The sequence below is a fragment of the Mycobacterium sp. Marseille-P9652 genome (assembly GCF_902652685.1).
GTDB lineage: Bacteria > Actinomycetota > Actinomycetes > Mycobacteriales > Mycobacteriaceae > Mycobacterium.
In genome coordinates, this window is record NZ_CACRUY010000012.1 from 83,790 (window position 1) to 108,952 (window position 25,163).

At 66.8% G+C, this 25,163-nt stretch carries 15 protein-coding genes; 6 read left to right on the top strand and 9 right to left on the bottom strand.

What is annotated here, in order from left to right:
* The first annotated feature begins 310 nt into the window (after positions 1-310).
* On the top strand, positions 311-907 hold the full coding sequence (locus GPY60_RS09715; protein WP_156687444.1) for a chitin-binding protein: 597 nt from the start codon (positions 311-313) through the stop codon (positions 905-907).
* Between the two features lie 81 nt (positions 908-988).
* Here GPY60_RS09715 and GPY60_RS09720 read toward each other — a convergent pair whose 3' ends face one another.
* The 4 genes from GPY60_RS09720 to GPY60_RS09735 form a co-directional block, all read right to left on the bottom strand.
* On the bottom strand, positions 989-1,624 hold the full coding sequence (locus tag GPY60_RS09720) for a class I SAM-dependent methyltransferase (protein WP_156687445.1): 636 nt from the start codon (positions 1,622-1,624) through the stop codon (positions 989-991).
* Positions 1,621-2,553, bottom strand: a complete 933-nt coding sequence (locus tag GPY60_RS09725; protein WP_156687446.1) for an SAM-dependent methyltransferase — start codon at positions 2,551-2,553, stop codon at positions 1,621-1,623. Before GPY60_RS09725 ends, GPY60_RS09720 begins: the two co-directional genes overlap by 4 nt.
* Positions 2,554-2,702: 149 nt before the next feature.
* On the bottom strand, positions 2,703-2,963 hold the full coding sequence (locus GPY60_RS26580) for a hypothetical protein (RefSeq protein ID WP_197283614.1): 261 nt from the start codon (positions 2,961-2,963) through the stop codon (positions 2,703-2,705).
* Positions 2,964-3,059: 96 nt separating this feature from the next.
* A complete protein-coding gene (locus tag GPY60_RS09735) occupies positions 3,060-3,491 on the bottom strand; it encodes a nitroreductase family deazaflavin-dependent oxidoreductase (RefSeq protein WP_156687448.1) in 432 nt (143 codons plus the stop codon).
* A gap of 229 nt (positions 3,492-3,720) precedes the next feature.
* On the opposite strand from GPY60_RS09735, the gene GPY60_RS09740 reads away from it, so the two are divergent.
* Together GPY60_RS09740 and GPY60_RS09745 are read left to right on the top strand one after the other, a co-directional pair.
* The gene (locus tag GPY60_RS09740; protein ID WP_156687449.1) at positions 3,721-4,950 is read left to right on the top strand and encodes a mechanosensitive ion channel family protein; all 1,230 of its coding nucleotides are present in this window, start codon (positions 3,721-3,723) and stop codon (positions 4,948-4,950) included.
* Between the two features lie 99 nt (positions 4,951-5,049).
* Positions 5,050-6,057 (top strand): YihY/virulence factor BrkB family protein, encoded by a 1,008-nt coding sequence (locus GPY60_RS09745; RefSeq protein ID WP_156687450.1) that lies wholly within the window; start codon positions 5,050-5,052, stop codon positions 6,055-6,057.
* Here the strand turns inward: GPY60_RS09745 and GPY60_RS09750 are convergent, their stop codons facing one another.
* Together GPY60_RS09750 and GPY60_RS09755 are read right to left on the bottom strand one after the other, a co-directional pair.
* Positions 6,058-6,270 (bottom strand): DUF3072 domain-containing protein, encoded by a 213-nt coding sequence (locus GPY60_RS09750; RefSeq protein WP_156687451.1) that lies wholly within the window; start codon positions 6,268-6,270, stop codon positions 6,058-6,060.
* A gap of 186 nt (positions 6,271-6,456) precedes the next feature.
* Positions 6,457-7,635 carry a PE family protein gene (locus GPY60_RS09755; RefSeq protein ID WP_156687452.1) on the bottom strand — a complete coding sequence of 393 codons (1,179 nt, stop codon included), beginning with the start codon at positions 7,633-7,635 and terminating at the stop codon, positions 6,457-6,459.
* Between the two features lie 245 nt (positions 7,636-7,880).
* On the opposite strand from GPY60_RS09755, the gene GPY60_RS09760 reads away from it, so the two are divergent.
* Positions 7,881-8,270, top strand: coding sequence for a heme-binding protein (locus GPY60_RS09760; RefSeq protein WP_156687453.1), 390 nt, complete (start codon positions 7,881-7,883; stop codon positions 8,268-8,270).
* A gap of 8 nt (positions 8,271-8,278) precedes the next feature.
* Here the strand turns inward: GPY60_RS09760 and GPY60_RS09765 are convergent, their stop codons facing one another.
* Positions 8,279-8,479 carry a hypothetical protein gene (locus GPY60_RS09765; RefSeq protein WP_156687454.1) on the bottom strand — a complete coding sequence of 67 codons (201 nt, stop codon included), beginning with the start codon at positions 8,477-8,479 and terminating at the stop codon, positions 8,279-8,281.
* Here GPY60_RS09765 and GPY60_RS27020 point away from each other — a divergent pair.
* Positions 8,388-8,612, top strand: coding sequence for a hypothetical protein (locus GPY60_RS27020; RefSeq protein WP_231639537.1), 225 nt, complete (start codon positions 8,388-8,390; stop codon positions 8,610-8,612). The genes GPY60_RS09765 and GPY60_RS27020 overlap by 92 nt on opposite strands.
* Before the next feature lie 100 nt (positions 8,613-8,712).
* Positions 8,713-21,522, top strand: a complete 12,810-nt coding sequence (locus tag GPY60_RS09770; RefSeq protein WP_156687475.1) for a BTAD domain-containing putative transcriptional regulator — start codon at positions 8,713-8,715, stop codon at positions 21,520-21,522.
* Here the strand turns inward: GPY60_RS09770 and GPY60_RS09775 are convergent.
* A complete protein-coding gene (locus GPY60_RS09775) occupies positions 21,519-24,461 on the bottom strand; it encodes a DUF4349 domain-containing protein (RefSeq protein WP_156687455.1) in 2,943 nt (980 codons plus the stop codon). The genes GPY60_RS09770 and GPY60_RS09775 overlap by 4 nt on opposite strands.
* On the bottom strand, positions 24,458-25,093 hold the full coding sequence (locus GPY60_RS09780; RefSeq protein WP_156687456.1) for a MerR family transcriptional regulator: 636 nt from the start codon (positions 25,091-25,093) through the stop codon (positions 24,458-24,460). The genes GPY60_RS09775 and GPY60_RS09780 overlap by 4 nt, the downstream gene beginning before the upstream one ends.
* Between the last annotated feature and the right edge of the window lie 70 nt (positions 25,094-25,163).

Here is a 25,163-nt window from a genome sequence, read left to right on the forward strand (position 1 = left end):
AGCTGGGGTTATTCGTGTGGGTGTGGGCGCTTGCCACAAGAGGGGCCGGCGGGTCACGGGACGGGGTGTGTAATCAGGGCGTCCCGTGTGCACTGGTGTAGCTCCCGATCAGCGTGTCGCCTACCGGAAATCACACTGAACGCCCAGATTCCACAGTCGAGGCGGACCAGTTGTGACTGCTTTCACGGTTTAGCGGCGGCCCAAAAGTTGTGCTTGGGCCTCTCAAAGCTGATCCATAGGAAGCCTATCTAGCGTCGGATGCGTGGGGGGGTCACGTGTCCAAACGTTTCCTAGTAGATAGGTGTGGACCATGAAATTCAAGCAACTGGTCGGGGGAGCCGCGATTGCCGGCGCCCTCGGCGCGGCGGCACTGGGTGCCGGCGCGGGCTCGGCCCTGGCCGCGCCCGGAGGAGCACCCGGCGGACCCGCGGGCGGCCATGGTGCGGCGCCCGCCGGCAGCCACGGCGGGCCGGCCCCGCAGGCGCCGGGCGGACCCGGCGGACCAGGGGGACCCGGCGGACCCGGCGGACCCGGCGGTCCGGGACACGGGCCGGACGGTCCAGGCGGACCGGGCGGACCGGGGCACGGGCCCGATGGTCCCGGCGGACCGGGTGGGCCAGGACACTGGCCCAACGGACCTGGCGGTCCGGGCGGACCCGGCGCGCCTGGGGTGTGGCACGGCGATGACCACCGCGGCTACTTCCACGGCGCCCCGTGGGGCGACGGACCTGCACCGTGGGGGCCGGGACTGCCCCCGCGGCCGGATTGGGACAGGCCGCTGCCGCCTCCCGGCGGGCAATGGGGATATGGCCCGATCAACTACTACGGCTACCCCGAAACCCCCGTCTGGGATCCCGGATTCAACCAGTGGGGCTTCTGGTTCTTCGGCGTCTGGATTCCGCTGTAAGAACTAGCCCGCATGACGGCCGCTTCGCCACCTGGCGGGGCGGCCGTCGTGTTTGCCTCCCAAACTCTGGTTGCGCAGAACCTAGCTTCTGGTGCCGACGGTGATCAGATCGGAGATCACCCGCGTCCAGAGCGGTCGCGGGATACGGTGCTGGTCGGTGATCCGAAAACCGGCCTCTTCGAACAACTTCCGCATCTCGGTCGGTGACGCGTTGTGTTGCGGTTTCCATGTGTTGTCCGAGAAGGCTTGCAGCCGGGGCTGACGCGCGCTCAGAGCCGCGACGGCCACAAGTCCACCGGGCGCCAAAACGCGATGGAACTCGCGCAGCGCCGCAGGCTGATCGAAGAAGTGGAATGCCGACGTTGTGACGACGGCGTCGAGCGCCCCGTCACCGAAGGGCAACTGCTCGGCCGGTCCACGGATCCACCGCACGCGGCCGGATCGGGCACGGGCCTGGTTGAGCATCCCGTCGGACATGTCGACGCCGTAGATCTCGTCGGGGGCGAGTTCCCGCTCGATGCGATCGCTGAGTATCCCCGTGCCGCAGGCGATGTCGGCGATCCGACGCGCCCCGTGGGTACGCAGCGCGGCGATCACCTCGTCGTGCGGCGGACGGTACACCCACTGCTGCAGAAACGGCAGATCGTAGGCCGGCGCCAGGAAGCCCCACAGTCGTGTAACCGCGTCGTTGAGCCCCCGGCGAGGAGCCGTGGTCATGCGCCCAGAACTGCGTCGTAATAGATCGTGTCGGCCATCGACACCGAGTCGTGGTGCTGCGGAATGGCATCCAGATCGTTGTCCGCGAGCAGCTCGGTCATCTGCGTACCGGCCGACCGCCACCCCAGGTTCTGCAGATAGGCGCCGACGTCGTTGCGTTCCCCCTCATAGCCCAGATCGGCGAACTCGAGGTCGAAGCCGTGTTCACGCCACTTGTCGCTGGCCTTCCGCATCATCTCCCTGGACCGTTCGCGCTCGGCCTCGGGGATGTCGGGAACGGCTTCGCACGCCAGCCGGCTGCCCGCGGCGCTGAGTCCGGTGATGTTGTCCAACAGGCGGTTCTGAGCGTCCGGCGGCAGATACCCGAAGAGTCCCTCGGCGATCCACGCCGTCGGTTGGCTCGGGTCGAACCCGCTGTCCAGTAACGCCTTTGGCCAGTCATTGCGAAGATCGACGGCGACGGTACGCAGCTCGGCGCGCGGTTCGGCGCCGAGCCCCGACAGGGTGGCCGTCTTGAACTCGATCACCTGGGGCTGGTCGACCTCGAACACCGTCGTACCGGCCGGCCATGCGAGCCGGTAGGCGCGGGCGTCCAGGCCCGACGCGAGAATCACCGCCTGACGTATTCCGGCCCCCGTCGCCGCTTCGAAGAACGCGTCGAAGAACCGCGTCCGCGCGGCCATCGCGTCGGGCATGTGTTCGAGCTTGAACGGCGAGTCCTCCAGGTCGACGTCGGCGGCGACGAGTTCGCCGGTGGCCCAACGCGTGAAGAAGTCGACGCCGACGGCGCGCACCAGCGGCTCGGCAAACCGGTCCTCGATCACCGGGTTGTCGGCATTGGTGGCGATCGCGCGCGCCGCCGCGACCATCGTGGCCGTCGCGCCGACGCTGGTCGCCAGGTCCCACGTGTCGTTGTCTGTGCGTGGCATGCGCCTGCTCTCCAAGTCGCTCGAGGTGATTACTTAGCAAGTATAACGAACGAGCGCGCCACAAGTTCCCGCCGGTCCCTGGCCGCCGCGGCGAAAGCGCCGCGGGCTCCGGCGAGCGATTCAGTGCTGCAAAGGAAACGAATTGCCGCCTATCGCGGCCCCGGGCCGCCCGGTCCCCCCGGGCCGCCGGGTCCGCCCGGTCCACCGGGGCCACCCGGTCCGCCGGGACCACCCGGCCCGTTGGCGGCCGGCGCCCAGAACACGCACTGATTCGTGTTGGGATTCCACACCCAGCCGGGAGCGCAGTCGTCGGCCCGGCTGACCGGCGCTGCCGCGAGGCCGACCACCGGTGACATCACCAGGGCCGAAAAGACCGCGCCGATGAGGCAATGCCGTAAGTAACGCACCATCGCCGCCCCTCACTTTCTCGCATTCGGCCAGACCATTGTCCTCCGCACGGCGCGCTCGCGTGCCGAAAACCGCGAGAGGGCGGCATGCGCCCAGGGTCAGTCGAGAACCAACTCGAAGATGGGGATGATGCGGTCGGTGCGCTCCTGGTATTCGCCGAACCCGGGGGCGCGTTCGACGACGACGGGATAGATCGAGTCCCGCTCGGTCCGGGACAGTTCGCGAGCGGTGGCCGGCTTCGCGGCGTCCGAACCGATTTCGACCGTCACGCCGGGATGCGCGCGCAGGTTGTGTACCCACGCCGGATTCTTGTCCCGGCCGGCCGCCGAGCCGACGACATAGATCTTGCCGTCGATGTCGAAATACGCGACGGGATTGACCCGTTGGGCTCCGCTTCGGGCGCCAGTCGAGGTCAATAGCAGCAGGGGAAAGCCCTCGAACTGGCCGCCCACCTTGCCGCCGTTGCGGCGGAACTCGTCGATATTGCGCTCGTTGAATTCGCGTTCCGATTCCATGGCGTCGTCGCTCATTGCGACATCGTGTCACGCCCCACATAGCCAGGCAATGCCGTTGCACACCATACGGACTGGCCGGTTAACAATACAAAGACTTTGAGTGTCAAGTGCGCACCACCGATCGGCGCTGTGAGACGAGTCTCATCGCGAATTGGCTTTGTTCACAGGTTTTTTCGCGCCGGGTCCGGGGAAGGCCTACAGGCGCCATCCCCTCTATCCCATAATTCAGGAGCAGAACTTCTTCATGCCTAAAGCGATACCGCTTCAAGCCGCCTCGCACGTAGCCCTCAACGTTGTCTGGGTGGTGGTCGCCGTGGCCGCCGCGTACGCGGCCGGCATGGCCTTGTCCTGGATCCTGCAGCGGACCAAGGGCCGCAGCGCGCTCATCAACGACGTCGATGTGCTGACGCGGCGCCCGGTGCGCGCGACGCTGATGGTCATCGCCACCACCAGCGCGGCCCATCACACGTCGGCCGAGACATCGGGCCGCGGATGGCTGGATCACCTGCTGCTCATCGCGCTGATGGCCACCGGCACCTGGCTGGCGGCCAGCTTGGTCTTCGTCGCCGAACGCCGCGCGGTGGCGAGGTTCGCGGGCGGCGACACGGACGTCACCGACGCCGACCGGCACCGGCGAAAGGTACGGACGCAGATCACCGTGCTGCGCCGGCTTGTTGTGGCCATCGTCGTCGTGTTCGGTCTGGGCGCCGCCTTGATGACGTTCCCCGCCTTCACCAATATCGGCAGAACCCTGTTCGCCTCGGCCGGCGTGTTGTCGGTGGTGGCCGGCCTGGCCGCCCAGACGTCGCTCGGCGCCGTCTTCGCCGGGATCCAGATCGCCTTCTCGGACGCCATCCGCGTCGGCGACGTCGTCGTGCTGGAGAAGGAGTGGGGCCGCATCGAGGAGATCACGCTGACCTACGTCGTCGTCCACCTGTGGGACGAGCGGCGGCTCGTGCTCCCCTGCACCTACTTCACCAAGACCCCCTATCAGAACTGGACGCGCAACGCGACCGCGCTGCTCGGCACGGTCGAACTCGACGTGGACTTCAGCGTGCCCGTCGACGCGATGCGCCCCGAACTGGACCGGCTGCTGCGGTCGAATCCGCTGTGGGACGGCCGCGTGGGCATCCTGCAGGTGACCGACGCGGTGGACGGTTACGTGCGGGTGCGGCTGCTCGTGAGCGCCCCCAACGCCGGAGCGCTGTTCGACCTGCGCTGCGACGTCCGCGAGGGAATGGTCAAGTGGCTCCAGCGCACGCAGCCCGGCGCATTGCCGCGTCAGCGCATCGAGTCGGCCGAGCCCAGTCGCGATGACGACGTCGCCCGCCCGCTCGGTGGCCCGCAGGCGAAATCCACGCTGTTCAGCGGCACGCCGGACGCCGACGAGCGGGGGCGGGCGTTCGGCGGGGCGGACGGGGACGCCGAGCGCGACGACGCACGGGAGTTCGCGCGCGTGCGCTCTGGCCGGTGATCACCGAGCCGGCCTGCAAGGTTGGTGACCGGCGAATCTGGGTATGACCTGGCCAGCCCATCGCATGGGTGTCCGGTTCCTCAAAAGAAGTGGTTGCCGATGGTTGGCTGGCTGGACAGACTGCAGCGACGGAATCGGTGCGTCGGCGTCGTCATCGCGGTCATCTACAAGTACCTCGACGACCAGGGCGGCTACCTGTCGGCCCTGATCACCTACTACGGCTTCGTGTCGCTGTTCCCGCTCCTACTGCTGCTGACGACCGGCCTGGGCGTGGTGCTCGCCGGACGGCCCGATCTGCAGCATCAGGTGTTACAGAGCACGTTGAGCCAATTCCCGGTCATCGGCGACCAACTTCACCAACCTCAGGGTCTCAGCGGTGGGACGGTCGCCGTGGTTGTCGGCATCGTGGGCGCGCTCTACGGCGGATTGGGAGTCGGCCAGGCGGTGCAGAACGCCATGGATTCGGTGTGGGCGGTCCCGAGGAACAAGCGGCCCAACGTGGTTCGATCTCGCGTGCGCAGCTTGCTGCTGCTGTTCGTGCTCGGCTCGGCGGCGATCGCGGCCACAGTTATCTCGGGGCTGGGACACGCGACCGGGTCGCTCGGCCTCCCCTCGAAGATCGGGCTGGTCTTCATCGCCGTGGTCATCAACGGCCTCATCTGTTTGGTGGCGTTTCGCGTGACCACCGCCCGCGAGCTCACCTACCGGCAGGTCATGCCCGGAGCGCTTGCGGCGGCGATCGTTTGGCAGATTCTGCAGTGGTTCGGCGCCGGCTACGTCCAGCACACGGTGAAGAGCGCCAGCGCGACCAACAGCGTCTTCGCGCTCGTGCTCGGCTTGCTGGCGTTCCTATATCTCGTGTCGTCGACGCTGGTGCTGTGCGCCGAGATCAACGTCGTCCTGGTCGAGCGGCTCTACCCGCGGGCGTTGCTCACGCCGTTCAGCGACAACGCCGACCTCACCACGGCCGACCGCAAGACCTACACCAAGAAGGCCAAAGCCGAACGCGTCAAAGGCAATCAGCGCGTCAGTGTCTGGTTCCGCGACCACGGTCGCGGAGGCGACCGGGAGCAGAAACCCACCACCGGCGCCCGGCCAACCGGCTGATCAGCCCCGTCCGGTCTGCTGCTGCAACTCGTCGATCAGCGCCGACGCTTCGGCCTTGGTCATCTCGTCGGAAACCTCGCGGCCCGCCTCTTGGGCCAGCGTGTGCACGTAGCTGCGTTGCGAGCCGGTCATCGGCTCATCCCCCGTCACCCAGTCCGAGGGGTCCTTCTCGGGATTTTCCCTGGGCGCCTGGCGGGTGTCGTCGTTCGTCATGGGTATCACCTCCGAGGCCAGGGATATCCATCGCACGCATGTTCGAAACATCGCAGTCGGAATCAGGGGAACGACGCAGACGCGATGGCCGAGATGCGTTCGTGGTTCGAAGCGGAGCTCTCGGCCACGCTGCCGGCGGCCCGCACGCTGTATTGGACGTGACCCGTTGGCCGGCAGTACTTTTCGTCAGCCGAGCAGGCTCAGCAACAGGCTGGTGCCGATCGGCTGGACGGTCACTTGGCCACCGCCCAGGCTCGACGGCAGCGTCAACACGCCGCCGGTGATGATCGACGGAACGCCGACATCCCCACCGCCGACGCTCGACGGCAGGGTGAGCACGCCACCGGTCAGGATCGACGGCACGTTCACGCTCCCGCCCCCGGCAATGGGAGGCAGGCCGAGCACTCCACCGGTCAGGACCGACGGCAGATTCAACTCGCCGCCGCCCAAGGCGGGGGGAAGGCTGAACGCTCCCCCGTTGATGATCGGGCTCAGGACGGTGGTGATGGGCGGCACCGTCACCACACCCCCACCGACGCTCGAGGGCAGGCTCAGCAGGCCGCCGGTCAGGATCGACGGCAGCCCCAGCACGCCACCACCGAGGCTGTCCGGCAGGTTCAGGAGGCCACCGGTGAGTATCGACGGCACGGTCAGCAGGCCACCGCCGACGAACGGGGGCAGGACCTCGACGCCGCCGTAGCGCCACGGGCTGACGACGCTCATGATCGTGGGCTCGACGCTGGAGATCGGAGGCACTACAAGTTGCCCACCCCCCAGAGTCGGCGGCAGGCTGAGCACCCCGCCGCTGACAATCGACGGCACGGTCACCGCGCCGCCGCCCACAATCGGGGGCAGGTCGAGCACACCACCGGAGAGAAGCGACGGCACTGTCACCGCGCCGCCGCCCAGGATGGGGGGCAACGTCACCACGCCACCGTCGAGGGACAGGCTGACGCTGCCGCCCAGGAACGACGAGACGCTGAGGTCGCCGGCGGCTGCCTGGGCTTCGGCCGCCGCGCCGGCGAGCGACTGCCCGAGCAAGCCCTGGACGGGGGCGTTGACGGCGCCCAGCACGGCCTGTGCGTTCGCCACCTCGGTGGCGAGGTAGGCGCCCGCACCCGCGTTCATCAAGCCGACGAACTGCTCGTGGAACAAGTCCGCTTGGGCGCTGAGGACTTGGAAGTCCAGGCCGAAATCGTTGAACATCGTTGCGACCAAGGCGGATACCTGGTCCTGGGCCGCGGCCGCGACCGCCGTGGTCGGCGCCGCGGCCGAGGCGGCCGACTCGGCAAGCAGTGACCTGATGCCCGATAGGCCCTGGGCGGCCGATCCCAGTTGATCCGGAATTGTGACGAGATAGGACATTGCCGCCTCCCGGGAGCCATCGTGGCGGTCGCCCGATGACCTAAGAAACGCGAGTTTAATAACCGGCGGTCGAAAATGCGTAAGAAAACGTGATTTTCAATTCGGGCGGTTGCGGAATTGGCATGGACGGCGTTTCCCGGATTCGGGTAGCTCAGGCGATGCCCGTTGGCGCGGTGACGGTCGACCGTCACGTTAGGGACTTTCGGCCCGAGCGATGTCGCCCGATTCCGGCCGAGAATCACAAAATGTTCTTCGCACAGTTCACTTGGCGACGGCTCGCTATCGGCGCGGTTGGCACGGGCGCGATCGTGGGCGCGCTGTTGTCCGCGGCGGGGACCGCCGCGCCCGACCCCCCCCCCCGCCCACCCAACTGCACCGCCGCGGACGTGGCCAGCGTCGCGACGGGAGTGGCGGCGGCACTGTCGACCTACCTGGTCACGCACCCGGACGTGAATGGGTTCTACACCGGCCTCCAGGATGTGCCGAAGGATCAGGTCCGCAACGACGTGCAGAACTACTTCAACGCCAACCCCCAGGAGCAGGCCGACCTCGAGAACATCCGGCAGCCGCTGACCGACATCAGGGAGCGTTGCCACTGGACGCCGCTTGTCGGGGAAGCCGGCGCGACGCCGTAGGCGATGGATTACCGGCATTCCCGCCGAAAGGGGCTTCCTGTGACGATGAAATTGCGCTCCTGCGCTGCCGGGGCGGCCGCAATATTGGCGCTCACGGCCATTCCGGAAATGTTCGCCATTTTCCAGCCCCCGGGAGTGGCCACTGCGGACGTCTGCGCGAGCGTCGGCAGGCGGATTTCGGTGAGCGGGTGCACCAACGTCGCCGACACGGTCGGCACGTATGTGCCGCCGCCGGCGGACTACGCGCCGCTGCCGCAGGACTATCCCCCGCCACCGCCGCCCCCGCCGGTGAACGTGTGCGTCAATGCCGGGCGTCGAATTAATGTCAGCGGGTGTTTTTAAAGGCGCTGCTCAAGGGCGGCGCTCAAACGGTCTTTACCCGATCTTGACCGCTTGTTGAATTGTCCTAACGACCATTGCGGACGTGACTACGCTTCATCAGGTGGAGCTAGGGGTTCTGGGACCTCTGCAAGTCCGGCAGAATGGCGTGCCGGTCTCGATTCCGGGCGCCAAACCTCGCGCCATCCTCACGATGCTCGGGCTGCACGGCGGTTCCGTCGTGTCGGCCGACACGCTCGTCGAGCTGCTCTGGGGTGACGACCCGCCGCGCACCGCCGCCAAGGCGCTGCAGACCCACATCTCCCTGCTGCGCCGCACCCTGGGCGACGGCTTCGTGTTGACGGAGGGCGCGGGGTGGGCGCTGGCCGGCGCCGACATCGACGCCCTGCGGTACAAGTCGGCCGCTCGGCTGGGACGCGACGCCGTTGCCGCCGGCGACACGAGCGAGGCGGTAGCCCGCTTCGAGGAGGCGCTGGCCTTCTGGCGCGGCGCCCCCGAACTCCCCGACGGCCGGCGCGGCATCTCCGAAAAGACGCGGTGGGTCGAGGGCCATGCCGCGCTGGTCGAGGATCGGGCCGACGCACTGCTCGCCACGGGACGCGCCGCCGAGATCATCGGTGAGCTCGAGGCCGCCGTGGCCGACGCGCCGCTGCGCGAGAGGCGGTGGGGGCAGCTCATGCTCGCCCTTTACCGCGCCGGGCGGCAGGGTGAAGCCCTCGGCGCCTATCAACGGGCGCGGGCGCTCCTCGCCGACGAACTCGGCGTCGATCCGGGACCGGAACTCCGCCGGCTCGAGGCCGCGATCGTCGCGCAGGATCCATCACTGGATGGGCCAGTGGCGCAGCAGGTTTCGTCGGTGACTCGTGCCGTTACGTTCCTGTTGACGGACATCGAGGGGTCGACGGCCGCGTGGGAGGCTGACGCCGCGGCCATGGGCGTGGCGCTCGCGAGGCACGACGAGCTCGTCGAGCAGGTCGTCACCTCACGCGGGGGTCGGCTGATCAAGACGCGCGGCGAGGGCGACGCCACGTTCTCGGTATTCGACCGGCCGTCGGCCGGCGCGGCCGCCGCCATTGAACTGCAGGAAGCGATCGCCCAGGAGCCCTGGGCGCTACGGGATCCCATGCGAGTCCGCGTCGCACTGCACACCGGCGAGGTCGAGCTGCGCGACGGCGACTACTTCGGGCGGGCGGTCAACCGCGCCGCCCGCCTGAGGTCGCTGGCCAACGGCGGGCAGATCCTGTGCTCCGGCGCGACCGCGGAACTCGTCATCGACTCCCTGTCCGACGACGTCGTGCTCGTCGACCTCGGCACGCGTCAGCTGCGCAACCTTCCGCGCCCCGAGCACGTCTTCGAGCTCCGACTCGACCGGGTCGAAGAGGCGGTGGTCATCGATGTGCCGCTGGAGCGCCCGGGGCTGCCGGCGGTGTTTTCCGGCCCGGGACCGTTCGTCGGTCGCGGGGACGAGCTCGAGCGGCTGTCGTCCGCATGGCAGACGGTGCTTGCCGGCGGCACGAACGCCATATTGATCGCCGGCGAGCCGGGAGTTGGGAAGACGCGTCTGGCCGGGGAGTGGTCGCGGCAGGCGTATGACCAAGGCGCGCTGGTGATTTACGGCCGGTGCGACGAAGACCTCGGCGCGCCGTACCAGCCCTTCGCGGAAGCCTTGCGTTCTCTGGTGCCCTGCGTCGGGGCGAAGACGCTTCGGGGGCTGCGCGGCCTGGAGGCGCTCCTCCCCCTCGTTCCCGGGCTGACCGATGTCCTTCCCGACCTGGCGGCGCCCACCCCCGCCGACCCGGACACCGAGCGCTACGCGCTGTTCGACGCGGTGGTCGCGCTGTTGGGGCTCACGTCCACAAGCGTGCCCATCGTCCTCGTCCTGGACGACCTGCACTGGGCGGCCAAACCCACGCTGCTGCTGCTGCGGCATCTGCTGCGCTTCGGCGAGCACGCCCGCGTCCAGGTCATCGGGACATACCGGAGCACCGACCTCGACCGCTCTCACCCGCTCGCGGCGATGCTCGCCGACCTGCACCGTGACGGCACCGCCCACCGGCTCCAGTTGAGCGGTCTGGCCGAGGAGGATGTGAGCGCCTACGTCGCCGAGGCCGGGTACAACGACGACGATCTGGCCCGGGCGTTGGCGTCGGTCACGGGCGGCAACCCGTTCTTCCTGATCGAGGCCCTGCGCCACGTCGACGAGAGCGGCGGCCGTTGGGACCAAACCACCCTGCCGCAGGGGGTCCGCGAAGCCGTGACCCGCCGACTCACCCGGCTTGCGCCCGAGACTAATAAAGCCCTCGCCGCCGCGGCGGTCGTCGGCAGCCGGTTCGGTCTGGAGCTGGTCGAACGGGTGGTCGGCGACGATCTCGTCGACGCGTTCGACGAGGCGGCCAAGGCGGGCATCGTCATCGAGGAGCCTGGCGGTCGGTACCGGTTCAACCATGCCCTCGTCCGGCAGTCGCTGCTCGCCGAACTGCCATCGGTGCGGCGCATGCGGCTGCACCAGCGCATCGCCACGACGCTCGAGAACGAGCCTGGCGCCGACGACGAACTCCTTGCCGAGTTGGCCTACCACTACTTCGAATGTGCGTGGGCGGGCAACGCGGCCAAGGCCGTCGAGTATTGCCGTCGTGCGGCCGACCAGGCGATGGTCCGATTGGCGTACGAGGGCGCGGCCGAACTCTATGATCGGGCCCTGCACGCGCTGGAGGAGATCGACGAGGATCTGCCCGACCGCGGCGACCAAACGGCCGCGTTGCTCATTGCGCGCTGCGAAGCCCTGCTGGCCGCCGGCGACGTCGCATCGGCGGCGGGAGCCGTTTCCCAATTGCAGTCCCAGACGGCAGGTTCCGCGCGGCTGGCGGCGTGGGCCACGTCCTTCGACGGCCAGCTCTCGATGCTGGTCCACCCCGAAAGACTCGACGAGATCCTGGCCGCGGTGAGCTCGGCCGCCGCCACGCTGGCCGAACTCGACGACCCGGCCGGCGAAGCCAAGGCGCACACCGTGCGCGCCGGGTGCCTCGCGCGCCTGGGCAGAGTCGGCGACTGCGAGGTCGCGCTGGACGACGCGCTGACCGCGGCCCGGTGCGCCCGTGACCACCGCCTGGTGAACGCTGTGTTGGCGAACGCGCCACTCGCGGCGTTGTGGGGCCCGAACCCCGTTCCGCGGGCGGGCGGTCGGTGCCTGGATGTGGTGCGGCTCCTGCGGATCACGACCGACTCGCCCTCGGTGGAGGCGACGTCGACGCGGTGCCAGGCGGTGTTGGAGGCCTTCCGCGGCCGCGCCGCCGCGGCACGGCGAATGATCGACTCGGCGCGGCGCACGGTCAGCGAGTTGGGCCTGCGCCATGCGCTGATGGAGGTCGAGCAGTTCGCCGGCATCGTCGAGTTGGTGGTCGACGAACCCGCCGCGGCCGAGGAACATCTCCGCAAGGCCTACAACGGCTTTCGCCGCATGGGCCTGGATGCCGACACCGCCGAGACGGCCGCTCTGCTAGGGCGCGCGTGTCTCGTACTGGACAGGGTGGCCGAGGCCGACGAATTGTGTTCGGAGAGCGAGCGTCTGGCCGGCCACGCGCTGAAGCCGTCGATGGGTTGGCGAACACTTCGGGCCCTGCTGCTTTCCCGCGCGGGTGAGCACGTTGAGGCGCGGAGGGTCGCCGAAGCCGCCGTCGCCCTCGCCGAGCGCACCGACGCCCTCGTGGATCACGCCGAAGCATGTTCGGCGTTGGCGACGGTTCTGGGCGCCGCCGGCGACGCGGCGGGTGCGCGGGCGGCGGCCGAACGAGCGGCCAATTTATACGAGCGCAAAGGGGCCGCGGCGCTTGCCGAGAGGGCTCGCAACGTGATCGGCAAGAGCAACGCTTCACGGGTAACACCGAAGACGCCGCTCGCTGAACCGACGAACGCGTGCGCGGAGGCGGGTGGCCGATTGGTGGATGCCGTCAATCGCGAGAGCTGGGATGAGGTGACCCGCCTCCTTGCCCAACACGTGACCGTCGAAAACCGACGGAAGATCGTCGGCTTCCCGCCGATCGACGTGCCATCAAGCCAGTGGCCCGAGGATATGAGGCGATATCTGGAGACGGGCCTGGTTCGCTACCGCGCTATACCTCTCGCCGCATGCGGCGAGCGTCACGCGCTGTTCCGGCTGGAGATAGGCACCACAGACTCGAGTTCTGGAGCGCCGCAGGACGAGGAGCTCCAGCTAGTCGGCCTTGACGAGGACGGCCGCATAGCGCTGCAAGTGAAATTCGACATTGAAGACGTCGATGCCGCGCTCGCCGAACTCGAGGCTACGTTTGCACGATTCGAGCGGCACCGTAATCGGCTTACGCAAGCACCTGAAACCCCGACCGCCGAATTGGACAACGCGTGCGTGCGAGCAGGTGAACGACTACTTGCCGCCATTGCACGCCGGGCGTGGGACGAAGTGCCGCATTTTTATTCACCTGAAGCGTTCATCGAAAGCCGCCGGAAGATAGTCGGATTCGCGCAGATGTCGGCGGACCACTGGGTGCGAGCGAACAGGCACCTGGTTGAGTCGGGCGATGTCCGGATGACCCAAGGGGTCATCGCGGTGCGAGGCGAGCGCCTTGCGCTATCTCGACTGAGAGTGGACAGTCCCGACGTCACGCCTGGAGCGCCATACGACGAGTTCCTGGTGCTCTACGGCATCGACGACGAGCTTCGATTCACGCTGCAGGTGTGGTTTGACATCGACGACATCGACGCCGCTCTCGCCGAGCTCGACGCTCAGTATTCGCGGTTCGAGGAAGGACTACCGCCGGAAAGGCGACTTGGAAACGCTGCAAGTCATGTGGATAAACGTCTATGGCAGTACTTCGCCGCTGGTGACTGGGACGCCGTCGGAGAAGTCTTTGCCGACGATTTCTTGCTCGACGATCGTCGTCAGGTGGTCAGCGCCGGACTCCGCCGAGGTCGCGACATCGAAATCGAAAACCTCAGGGCCATGGCGAATCTCGCGGAGCGCGTGAACATAACCTCGACCGTCATTGCGACCCGCGGCGAGCGCCTTGCTCTGCGTCGTCTGCGATTTTCGGACCAACATGACCAGTCCGACGCCTTCTACAACGAAATGATCGGGGTCGTCGAGGTCGACGCCAATCAGCGGATTTTGACGCATGTCGTATTCAGTGCCGACGATTTCGAGGCCGCCGTCGCGGAGCTTGACGCGCGATACCCGGCCGGCGAAGCGGCTGCGCATGCGCGCACGTGGGCCGTCGTGTCGGGGGCATACACCGCAATCAACCGGCAAGAGCTCTTCGCCACAACCTCGGACTGGACCAATCTCGATCACCGTCCGGCAGCGGCATTCGCGATCGGCGACGCGCACGCATACATCCGCGCGTCGCTGGATGACGGCGCGGGCATCGTCTACGTAGAGGCGGTGCATCGACTGTCCGACCTCGGAGCCGTCGTCACCTGGGCTGCGAAAGGGACCACCCACGAAGGCTTCGACGCCGAATGGCGCGGGATCCACTTGCTCACGGCCGACGGCGACCTGATCAGTCGCTTCGAGGTGTTCGACGAGGCCGACCTTGATGCCGCAATCGCCCGCTTCGATCAGCTGGCGCGTCCGGCGGGCCGGCTTGGAAACGCGGCCAGCCGGGTGGCGGAGCGTTTCGGCGCGGAAATCGCGGCGAAGGACTGGCCTGCCATTGCGGAGACACTCGCCGGCGACGTCTCTTTCGAGGACCGGCGGCGAGTCGTCAATGCCGGAATCCGACACGGCCGAGACGCCGAGATCGAAGATTTACAGACGGTCGCCGAGGTCGGCTTTACGACTGGGACTTCCGTCCTCATCGCGACGCGAGGCGAGCGACTCGCCCTCGCACGTAGCCGCTACTCCGTTGCCGACGAGCGGCACGATGCGTTCCAGAATGAAGTCCTCAACGTCATAGAGATTGACGACAGTGAGCGAATCGCGGCCGTAGTAATACTCGATCCCAACGACTTCGAGGCCGCCATCGCGGAGCTCGACGCGCGGTATATCGCCGGCGAAGCCGCCGCCCATGCGCGCACCTGGAAGGCAATTACGGGTGCTTATGCTGCACACAACCGGCGCGAGGTGGCACCGACGACCTCGAACGTGATTAGCGTCGATCACCGCAGGGTCGCAAGATTTGCTCCGGGCGAAGGCATCGAATACATCCGGGCGGGATGGGAAATCGACCAAGAGCTCAAGATCTACGCGACGACCGTGCATCGGCTAAATGACCGTGGAGCACTTTTGTCTTGGGCAGGACGTGGAGCCTCGCATCAGGGCTTTGCCGCCGAGTGGCGAGGCCTCAACCTGTTCACGGTCGACGACGAACTCATTAGTCGTGCCGAAGTATTCGACGAGGCCGACCTAGACACCGCTCTAGCGCAATTCGATGAGCTCAGCCGGTCGGTTCCGCGGCTCGAAAACGCTGCAAGCCAAGCCACCGAACGCTTTTTGGGATACTTCGCGGCTCGTGAATGGGACGCCATGGCCGATGCGCTTGCCGATGACCTTCAAAGTGATGATCGCCGTCGAGTCGTGAACGCAGGCGACCACCGGGGCCGGGACGCCGAGCTCGAGAACTTCCGGCTGGGCGCCGCCCTCGGCACGACGCATGCAGAGATGTCCACGATTGCCACCCGCGGCGAGCGCCTCGCACTTGCTCACGCCATCTACTTTCGCGGCGACGAGCAACCTGACGCTTTCAGCGTCCATGTGTTGCAGATTTCAGAGATTGACGCCGACGACCGGATCTCGGCGTTCATTGCTTTCGACCCCGACGACTTCGACGCCGCCATCGCGGAGCTCGACGCACGCTATCTCGCCGGCGAAGCGGCCACCTTCGCGAGTACGTGGTCGGCGATCGCGCGAGCCTACGCGTCGATCAGTGAGCGCAAGCCCCCGGCGACTACGCCGGACTGGATCAACATCGACCACCGCCGGGCGGCAGCATTTGCGCCCGGTGACGCCAACGCATACGTCCGCGCAATCTGGGACCTGACACCGGACGTCAACATCTACGTCGAAAGCGTGCTGATGCTGGGTGAAACCGGAGCAGTCATCAGCCATGCATCGCACGGGACGTCGCGCGGCGGTTTCGACGCCGAATGGCGGGCGGTCAACCTTTTTACGGTAGAAGGGGACACGATCAACCGCTGCGAGATCTTCGACGAAGCGGACATCGACGCCGCCACCGCGAGGTTTGCTCAATTAAGCCAGCCGGTGAGGCAGTTGGAGAACACGGCCGCGCGCGTATTCGGACACGTCTGGTCGTATTACGCGGCTCGCAACTGGGACGCAATGGCGCAAACCGTGGCGGACGACTATCTGGGCATCGACCGACGACTGGCCGTGAACGCCGAGATTCAACGCAGTCGAGACGAAGTGATCCGGGACCTGCAGGCGGCCGCTGGCGTCGGCTTCTCAATAACGATGGTGAGCGCCATCGCCATCCGCGGCGAGCGTCTCGTCCTCGCACGTGTTCGCGCGTCGGGCTCGGACCCCGAGGCGATTCAAAACGATGCCCTCATCGTCGTCGAGATCGATACCGCTGACCGGATCGCAACCGTCGTCACATTCGACCTCGAAGACTTCGACGCCGCTATCGCGGAGCTCGACACCCGCTACCTCGCCGGTGAAGCGACCGCTCATTCGCGCAGGTGGGTGGCGGTGTTAGAGGCTTACGCCGCAATCAACAGGCACGAACTCCCCCCCACGACGCCCGACTTCGTAAATGAAGATCATCGACGGGGCGCAGCATTCGCGGCTGGTGACATGATCGAATATTTGCGCGCCGGTTGGGATCTCGATCAAGACATCTGCTTCTACGTGGAGGCCGTGCATCGGCTGGACGATCTCGGAACGGTCGTCTCGCACATGGGCCGTGGCACCTCAGGCGAGGGCTTCGATGCCGAGTGGCGAGAGGTCATTCTCTTAACTATCAGCGGCGACGCGTTCAACCGCTGCGAGGTGTTCGACGTGACGGACGTCGACGCCGCGACCAACAGATTCGAGGAGTTGCACCCGCTAACGCGGCAACTGAAAAACGGCGCAAGCCGAGCCGATGATCGGGTCAATGCGCTCTTTGCCGAACGGCGTTGGGACGAAATCGACGCGCTACTAGCCAAGGATGTTCAGATTGACGACCGGAGGCGAGGACTCCGCCGTGACAGCGACGGCCGCGCCGCAGAGGTCGCAAATGCGCGTGTGATCGCGGACATCGGCGTCAGAACCATCACGTCACACGTTCTCGGGGTTCGCGGCGCGCGCCTTGCACTCACGCGTACGGTCTTCTCGGGTCGAGACCAGCGCCCAGACGCATTCCATACCGAGCTACTCCGCATCGCGGAAATCGACACCGACGACCGGATCGTGGCGTACCTTGCGTTCGACCCCGACGACTTCGACGGCGCGACTGCAGAACTGGACGCGCGCTATCTCGCCGGCGAGGCGGCCGCTTACTCGCATACCTGGTCTGTCATCAAAGACAACTACGCCGCGCTGAACCGGCATGAATCTTCGTTGACGACCTCCGACTGGGTTCTCTTTGACCACAGACGAGGCACATTGTTTGGCACCGCCAACTCGAATCAGGTCAGCAACATCTGGGACACGACGCCAGATCTCAGCATCAAAGTCGAGGTGGTGCATCGGCTCAGCGATCTGGGTGCGGTCGTCACTCACGTTGCGCACGGAACTTCGCCCGAAGGATTCGACGCGGAGTGGCGTGAGGTTGCCGTATCGACGGTTCGAGGCGACAAGGTGGACCGTTGCGAGTTGTTCGACGAGACCGACCTAGACGTCGCGCTTGCGCGCTTCGATGAGTTGGCTCGGCCGGCGTTGCGGCAAGAGAATTCGGCAAGCCAAGCGGGCAAGGGCTTCGTGACGCACTTCGCAGCGGGCAACTGGGACGCGATGGCGGAGATGCTGGCCGACAACTTCACCAACGAGGATCGACGCCGAACGGTAGGCGTAGGAGTCCGACATGGCCGAGACGCCCAGATCGCGGACATGCGCCAGATCGCCGATCTTTTCAGCACCGAGGTGACGACGACCACGATCGCGACTCGAGGGACCCTCCTTGCCCTCATCCATCTGCACTTCGCCGGCCGCGATCGCGGGCCTGAGGAATTTCTCCTGGAAACGGTTTGCGTCCTCGAGATCGATGACGAACAAAGGCTCGCCGCTGCCGTCTTCTTCGATCCCGACGAGATCGGCGCCGCGATAGGCGAGCTCGACGCGCGATACCTCGCCGGAGAGGCGGCCGCGCACGCACACACGTGGTCGGTCGTCATGGAGGGGCACGCTGTACTCAACAGGCATGAGGTGCCCCCCATGACGCCCGACTGCGTCAGCATCGACCACCGCCGTGGTCCAGCGTTCACGCCCGGAGAAGTGATCGCATATTTCCGCTCCGGGTGGGAAGACGGCGAATTCCTGACCTACGTCGAGTGTGTGCACAGTCTCACGGCTCGCGGTGCGGTCGGAACGTATGTGGGAAGCGGGATTTCGCACGAAGGCTTCGATGCGGAATGGCGCGGGGTCGAACTCGTGACCGTCGACGGTAACGCCATCGACCGCCTGGAAATCTTCGACGAGTCCGACTTGGAAGCCGCTATCGCAACGTTGGATCAGCTCAGCCGGCGGCCACCGCGACGGGAAAACGCCGCGAGCCGGGCTGATTTCCGCTTCAACAACCTATTCGCCAGCAAGAGCTGGGACGCCTTGGGCGCGTTACTCGCCGAGGACATCCGGGTGGACGACCGACGTCGAGGACTTCGCCGAGAGAGCAACGACCGCGCCACAGAGCTCAGGGAGTTGCAGGCGATCGCCGAGCTGGGCGTCAAGACGATGACATCGCGCGTGCTCGCCATTCGTGGGGAGCGTCTCGCTCTGGTTAGCACCCTCTACGAGGGTCGAGATCAGCGACCCGAGGCGTTCCGCACGGAAGTGTTGCGCGTCGCGGAAATCGATACCGACGAGCGCATCGTGGCGTACGTGGCGTTCGATCCGGACAACCTCGACGCCGCCATCGCCGAACTCGAGGATCGATACCGCGCCGGTGAAGCGGCCGGCCACGCGCACACGTGGTCGCTCGTGACGGATGCCTTCGCCGCAATCAATAGACACGAACTGCCCAAGCTGGCGCCGGATTGGGTCAACATCGACCACCGGCGCGGCGCAGCGCATGCGACCGGCGAGATGACCTCTTACCTCCACGCCCTGTTTCACGACGTGCCCGACATCAGCGTCGTCATCGAAATCGTGCATCGCCTCAGCGATCTCGGAGCCGTCGTCACCCAAGCGGCGCGCGGCACATCGCAGGACGGCTTCGAGGCTGAGTGGCGGGAGGTAGGGATCCTCCAGTTCGACTGCGATCTGATCAGCCGTTTCGAGTTGTTCGAAGAGGCAGACCTCGACACAGCGCTCGCACGCTTCGAGGAGCTCGCCCTAGCGCCAGCGCGGCTGGAGAACTCGGCAACTCGACTGGAGCAGCGGCTGTTTGCGCACTGGGCCGCTCGCGAGTGGGACTCAATGGCCGAGCTGCTGACAGATGACAGTTACGTCGACGACCGCCGGCGCACCGTGAACGCAGGATTTTGGCGAGGACGCGATGTCGTAGTCACCAATCTGCGCGCCCTCGCCGAGGGCGGCGCCAACTTGACGCGGGCCGTCATCGCCACCCGTGGGGAGCGTCTCGCCCTCTTCCGCCTCTGTTCCTTGAGTGCCGACCCGAAGGGTGGGGGATTCGGGGTCGAAATGCTAGACGTCGTGGAGATCGACCCCGCCAGCCAGATTTCGGCGCACGTCCTGTTCGACATCGACGACATCGATGCGGCGTTCGCGGAACTCGAGTCACGCTATCTCGCCGGCGAAGCGGCCGAGCACGCGCACGCTTGGTCGATCGTCTCGTCCGCTTACGCAGCGATGAACCGGCACGAGCTGTTCTCGACAACGCCGAACTGGATCAACATCGATCACCGACGGCCGGGCATCATCGAGGAAGGCGGTCTCAACGCATCCCTGCGTTCGCTGTGGGACCTGATCCCGGACATCACTTTCCGTGTCGAGGCTGTTCATCGTCTCTCCGAGCGTGGTGCCGTCTGCTCCCACGTGGCGCAGGGTGTTTCGCGCGACGGTTTCAACGCCGAATGGCGAGGGATCGAGGTCATGACGGTCGACGGTGACCAAATCGACCGCTGCGAGATTTTCGACGAGGCCGACCTCGACGCCGCGCTCGCGCACTTCCAAGGACTGGATCAGCAAGCGCAGCGACCGAACAACGCGGCGGGGCGGGTGCACGAGCGTCTGCAAGCGCTCATGCTGTCCCGCGACTGGGATTCAATCGCCGAGAGCCTGGCCGACGGCGTCATCCATGACGATCGTCGACGGATGGTCAACGCGGTAATTCAAGAGGGTCGCGGTGCCGTCACAGCCGAGATGGCAGCACTGTTCGACGTGGGGGTGCGCAACCACACCTCCGAGGTGATCGCGACTCGTGGTGAGTACCTGGTCCTCAGTCGTTCACGAACGTGGGGACGCGGTGATTCCGCCGACGCATTCCAGATCGGAGTCCTCGACATCGTAGAGATCGACGCTGAAGAACGATTGTTGAGGCGCATCACGTTCGACCCCGAGGACATGGACGCCGCGTTCGCAGAGCTCGAGTCGCGATACATAGCCGGCGAGGCGGCCACCCATGCGCACATGTGGGCGCTTGTGACGAGCGCCTATGAAGCGCTGAACAGGCGTCAACTTCCCGCGACCAGCGCAGACTGGGTAAACATCGATCATCGGCGACTCACTCCTATACCAACCGGTGACCTGGACGCTTACCTGCTTGCGACATGGGCGCTCTCGCCAAGATCCGGCATCCGTATCGAAGCCGTTCATCGATTGAGCAACCTCGGGGCGGTCGTCACCCAGGTGGTGGAAGGGACATCGCACCAAGGCTTCGACGCCGAGTGGCGCACCATCGACCTTTCCATGTACGAGGGTGACAAGCTCATTCGCACCGAACTCTTCGACGAGGCAGACCTCAACGCCGCACTCGCGAGGTTCGATGAACTCAATCGACCTGCGGCAGTGGCGAACTTGGCGACACAAGCCCGGACGCGGCTTGCCGATGCCTTCAACCGCCGCGACCTGAAAGGCTTTCTCGAGCTCACCAACCCCGGCGGAGCGTATGAGGACCGCCGCAGAGGGTTTCATGACGAAGGCCCCATCGATGCAAAGATCGCGCGAGCACTGTTTGAGGTTGCGCCGGAGGCATGGCGTACGGAAGTCGAGACCGTCGCCGTCCGGGGTGACCGCCTCGCACTTACCCGCGATCGGTATCGCGACAGTGAGGCGGACAAGACTGTCGTCGCCGAGCACTTGACGCTCACACGTGTCGGTGAGGACGGGCTGGTCCACGACACAGTGCTCTTCGATCCCGATGACATCACCGGCGCCATGGCGGAACTCACGGATCGCTGGGTCGCTTCGGGGGAAGTGTTGCACCCGAATGTCATACGCGCCATACATCGACTTCAAGAGAGCAGCAACCGTCATGACTGGGACACGATCGCCGCGCGAATCGCCGGAGCCGCCTACGTCAACCACCGGCAATTATCCAACCCCGCTGCCGACACGATCCAGGATTTCCTGTCCGGCATCCGCATGTGGGCCTCGCTGATACCCGACTTCCGCGTTGAACTTGCCGAGGTCATCACGCATTCGCGGGCAGGTCTGGTGGCGCAGACGTCGTTGCGGGGCACGTCGACGGAAGGTTCGGCGGTCGAAATCCCCTTGATTGAGCTGGTCCTCTTCGACGGTGACCGTGTCACGCGTTTCGAAGCGTTCGACTACGCACAGCGCGCGTTGGCCTTGGCCCGCTTCGAGGAGCTCAACCGGTCCGTCTAGCTCTTCTCTCGCCGAAATGGCCTGCGGCGAACGACGAACAGAACGACAAGCGCAATCACCGCCGCCACCGGTATCCAGGGGATGAGGAACCCGACCGCCAACACCACCCCGTGGACCGCCGACAGCAACGACTCCCAGCCGTGTCGCAGTGCCCCGAGGAAACCGCCTTGAGTCACGGTCGGTTTGGGCGAGAGGTTGACATTGATGGTCGCGTAGGAGACCTGGTCGCCCAGTGTGGCGCGCTGCGCCCGCAGCGAGTCCAGCTCGGCCTGCCGCTGGGTGAGCGACGATTCCGCCGAGAGCAGGTCGCCCACGCTCCCCGCGCGGCCCATCAGGTCCAGGAGCCGATTGACCGAGGTCTGCAACGCCCCGATCCGGGCATCGAGGTCGACGCGCTGCGACGTGACGTCGGTGTGATTGATCGCCATCGACTCCACGGTCCCGAGCTTCTTCGCGGAAGCAAGCACACCGTCCAGTTTGACCGCCGGGATGCGCACAACGAGATCGACCGTCGGAGAGGAGGATCCGGATCGCTCCGAGCGCGAATCCACCCGTCCGCCGGCATCGGTGACCGCCGCAACGAGCCGGTCGGCCACCTGGGCGGGCTCGGCCACGACCATCTGCAGTGAACCCGTGGTGACGATGTCACGATTGACGGTCCCGTCCTGGGGGGCCTGGGGCGGCGCCGGCGGTGCCTCGGGCACTGAGACCGTGCCCTGCGGGACGCCGGCCTTAGTCTCAGTCGCAATCCCATTGCCGCCGGGCGCCGGGAGTTTCCCGGCCACCACACCGTCACGCAGAGGCGCGCTCTCACGATTGATCGACCAGATCCAGCCGCCCCCGAGGAGCACCGCAGCGACCACGGCCAGGGTAATCACGTTGCGCAGCTTGACCATTCGGGCTTGTGAGGCGATCGCTTGCGGCACGGGTTGGCTCGGTGCCGGTTGGCTCGGTGCCAGCGTCGCGGCGCTGACCGGTGCGGACGCCACCGGCCCGGCCATGGAGTACCTTTCGGCGACTCCGTCGGGGGACCTGACGGCCTTGCGGAGCATGCCGGCATGGTAGGGCCCGGGCTGCGGCTTCCATCCGGCCGGCGCCTCCACGGGCTGCATCACGCGGTGCGGCGCCCCACCGTCGGCAACCGTCCGGCTGTCGACGGCGACAAAAGCGGTGAACCTGCACAGCACGCCGAACCGCAGCGACGTGTCGATGATCCGCTTCTCCAAGTCCTCGCCGGGACCGACGGCATAGCGGTCCTCGAGGTCGCGCACGTGGGCGCGGGCCCACTGTGCGGTCACGGCCGGGGCCTCGCGCCGCTGCCCGGCGACGGTCACCGACCAGTTGCCTTTGCCCGTCGTCCCCTGCAGGGCAAGCGAACCGGCCGCGCTCCCCCGGTACCGCCCCGACAGCACGAACGGCACGCCCGGGAACAGGTCGGGCAGCCGGGCCGGGCTAATCGTGTCCGGGATGATCTCCAAACCCTCGCCGCGCAATGCGATCGAATGGACGAGAGGCGCGCCGACGCGCCGGTGGATGTCCTCCATGGCCTCGTCGAGGCGGTCCTCGCTTTCCACCAATTCGCAACGGCCGCCGCCGATACCGGCGAGCCGGCCGAGGAAGCCGGCGTTGACGGCCTGGTCGATGCCGACCGCATGCACCCGCACCCGGCGCATGTCACCCGTCAGCTCGCGCAGGATCTGATCCTCGTTGCCGACCTGCCCGTCGGTCACCAGGATGACGACGGCGTCGCGGCCGGGCGCCCCGCGCAGCATGGTGAGGGCCTGGCGTAGCGGGGTGAGCAATTCGGTGCCGCCGCGGGCATCCACTCGCGCCAGGTGCTCGACGGCGCGAAACCGGTTGCGGTCGTTCGCCTCCACGAGCGCCTCGGGAAGGCCTTCCGGACGGTCGATGTGGTCGTCGAACGTGAGCACCGCGAACCGGTCACCGCTCGTGAGCGTGTCGATGATGCGCGCCGCGGCGCGGCGCGCGGCCACCATCTTCCACCCGGCCATGCTGCCCGAGCGGTCGAGCACGAGCACCAGGTCGCGGGGCCGCGGCGGCGCGCCGGAGACCGGCGGCAGCACCGTCAACTGATATGTCCCCTCGTCGCCCTCGGGATCGGACACCAATACCAGCGCGTCGCTGATGGCCTCGGTGCCGTAACGCAGCCGCAGCACGAAATCCCGGTTGGCCCGCTCGCCGGGGTGCACCCGTATCCGCCCGTCTTCGGTGGACACGGCGTGCAGGCTGGAACGCACCTCGGACAGCGCCAGACCGGCGGGGTCGATGCCAACGTCGATCGACAGCGCGACCGGGTGCGGGAAGCCGGGCAGTAGCACGGGCGGGGTGATGCGCGACGCGTCGGGAACCGCATCGGTGTCGTCGGCATAGCCGTCGCCGGCCGCGATGTCGGACAGGGGTTCGCCCGGGATATAGCGCGGTGCAACGACGAGGGGGAACCGGAATGTGGCGTCGCCGTCTTCGTAAGCCAAGGGTGAGACGAGCGTGATCGTGACGCTGACTCGTTCGCCGGGCATGATGTTGCCGACCCTCATCGTGAAGACGTCGGGTCGCTCCTCTTCCGCGATGGACGCTCGCCGGCCCGACGCGATGGCGTCGTCGTACTCCTGCCGTGCGGCTTCCCGCTCGCGCAGATCGGCTTCGACGACGCGTCCGTCGGCGATCATCCGCATCCCGGTGACCGCACCGCGATCCGGCAGCGGGAAGACGTAAGTGGCTTCCAGCGGCACGTCGAAGCCGTTGCGAAAGGTTTGCGTCAGCTCGACCTGACTGGTGAGTCCGGTGATGTCCGCCCGAACATCGAGACGCTCCAGCGGCAGGTTGCCCCGGTCGGTGTGCAGGGCGCCAACACCGGCCTCGTCGCCGGCGGCCACGCGACCCGCATCGGCGTCGCTCATCGAGGTGATGCGGACGGTCATGATGGGCTCCGTTCATCGAGGGGTAGCAGACCGCGTTCGGCCAGCAGGTCGAGCAGCGGCCGGGCGGCAAGGTGAATGGCGGCAATGTCTTCGTCGTCGGGACGGGAAGGCAGCACGAGCAACGCCCCGCCCGGCAGGCGTAGCGCGGCCAGGTGCGTGACAGTGACATCAGCGTCATCAGCGCCATCGAGGCCCCGGCCGTTCGGCGATTTCGCCGGCGCCGGCGGCTCGGCCCAGAATCGCCTGCGGCGGGCGGCGGTCGCCGCAATCGGCTCGCGGGGCTCTTCCCCGTCGACGACACCGTCGGGAATGCCCGCGACCCGCCGCAGCGTCTTGTCCGTCGCACCGGCCAGTTCGGCCTGAATCTCAGCGAGCGAAAGCCCTTCGGCCTGAAGACGTTTGACGGCGACTATCTGTAGAAGGTGCCGGGGTCCGTATGCGGCCGTGCGGCCCCGCATGTCCGGGCGGTCGACGAGACCCGTCGTCGTGTACCACCGGACAGCGCGCCGATTGGGCAGCTCGCGTATCCGTCCATTGGGCGCCCCGGGGTACGCGGGATCCTCCAGCGCGGCGGCAACCCGCCGCACCAGTTCGTCCAGCGTCCACGACGCCCGTTCGGCCACGGCTCCCATACTGACACTGTCATATAACACTGTCAACGTTACTTTCTGGCGCCACTGATCATCACCGCTTCTACAAGTC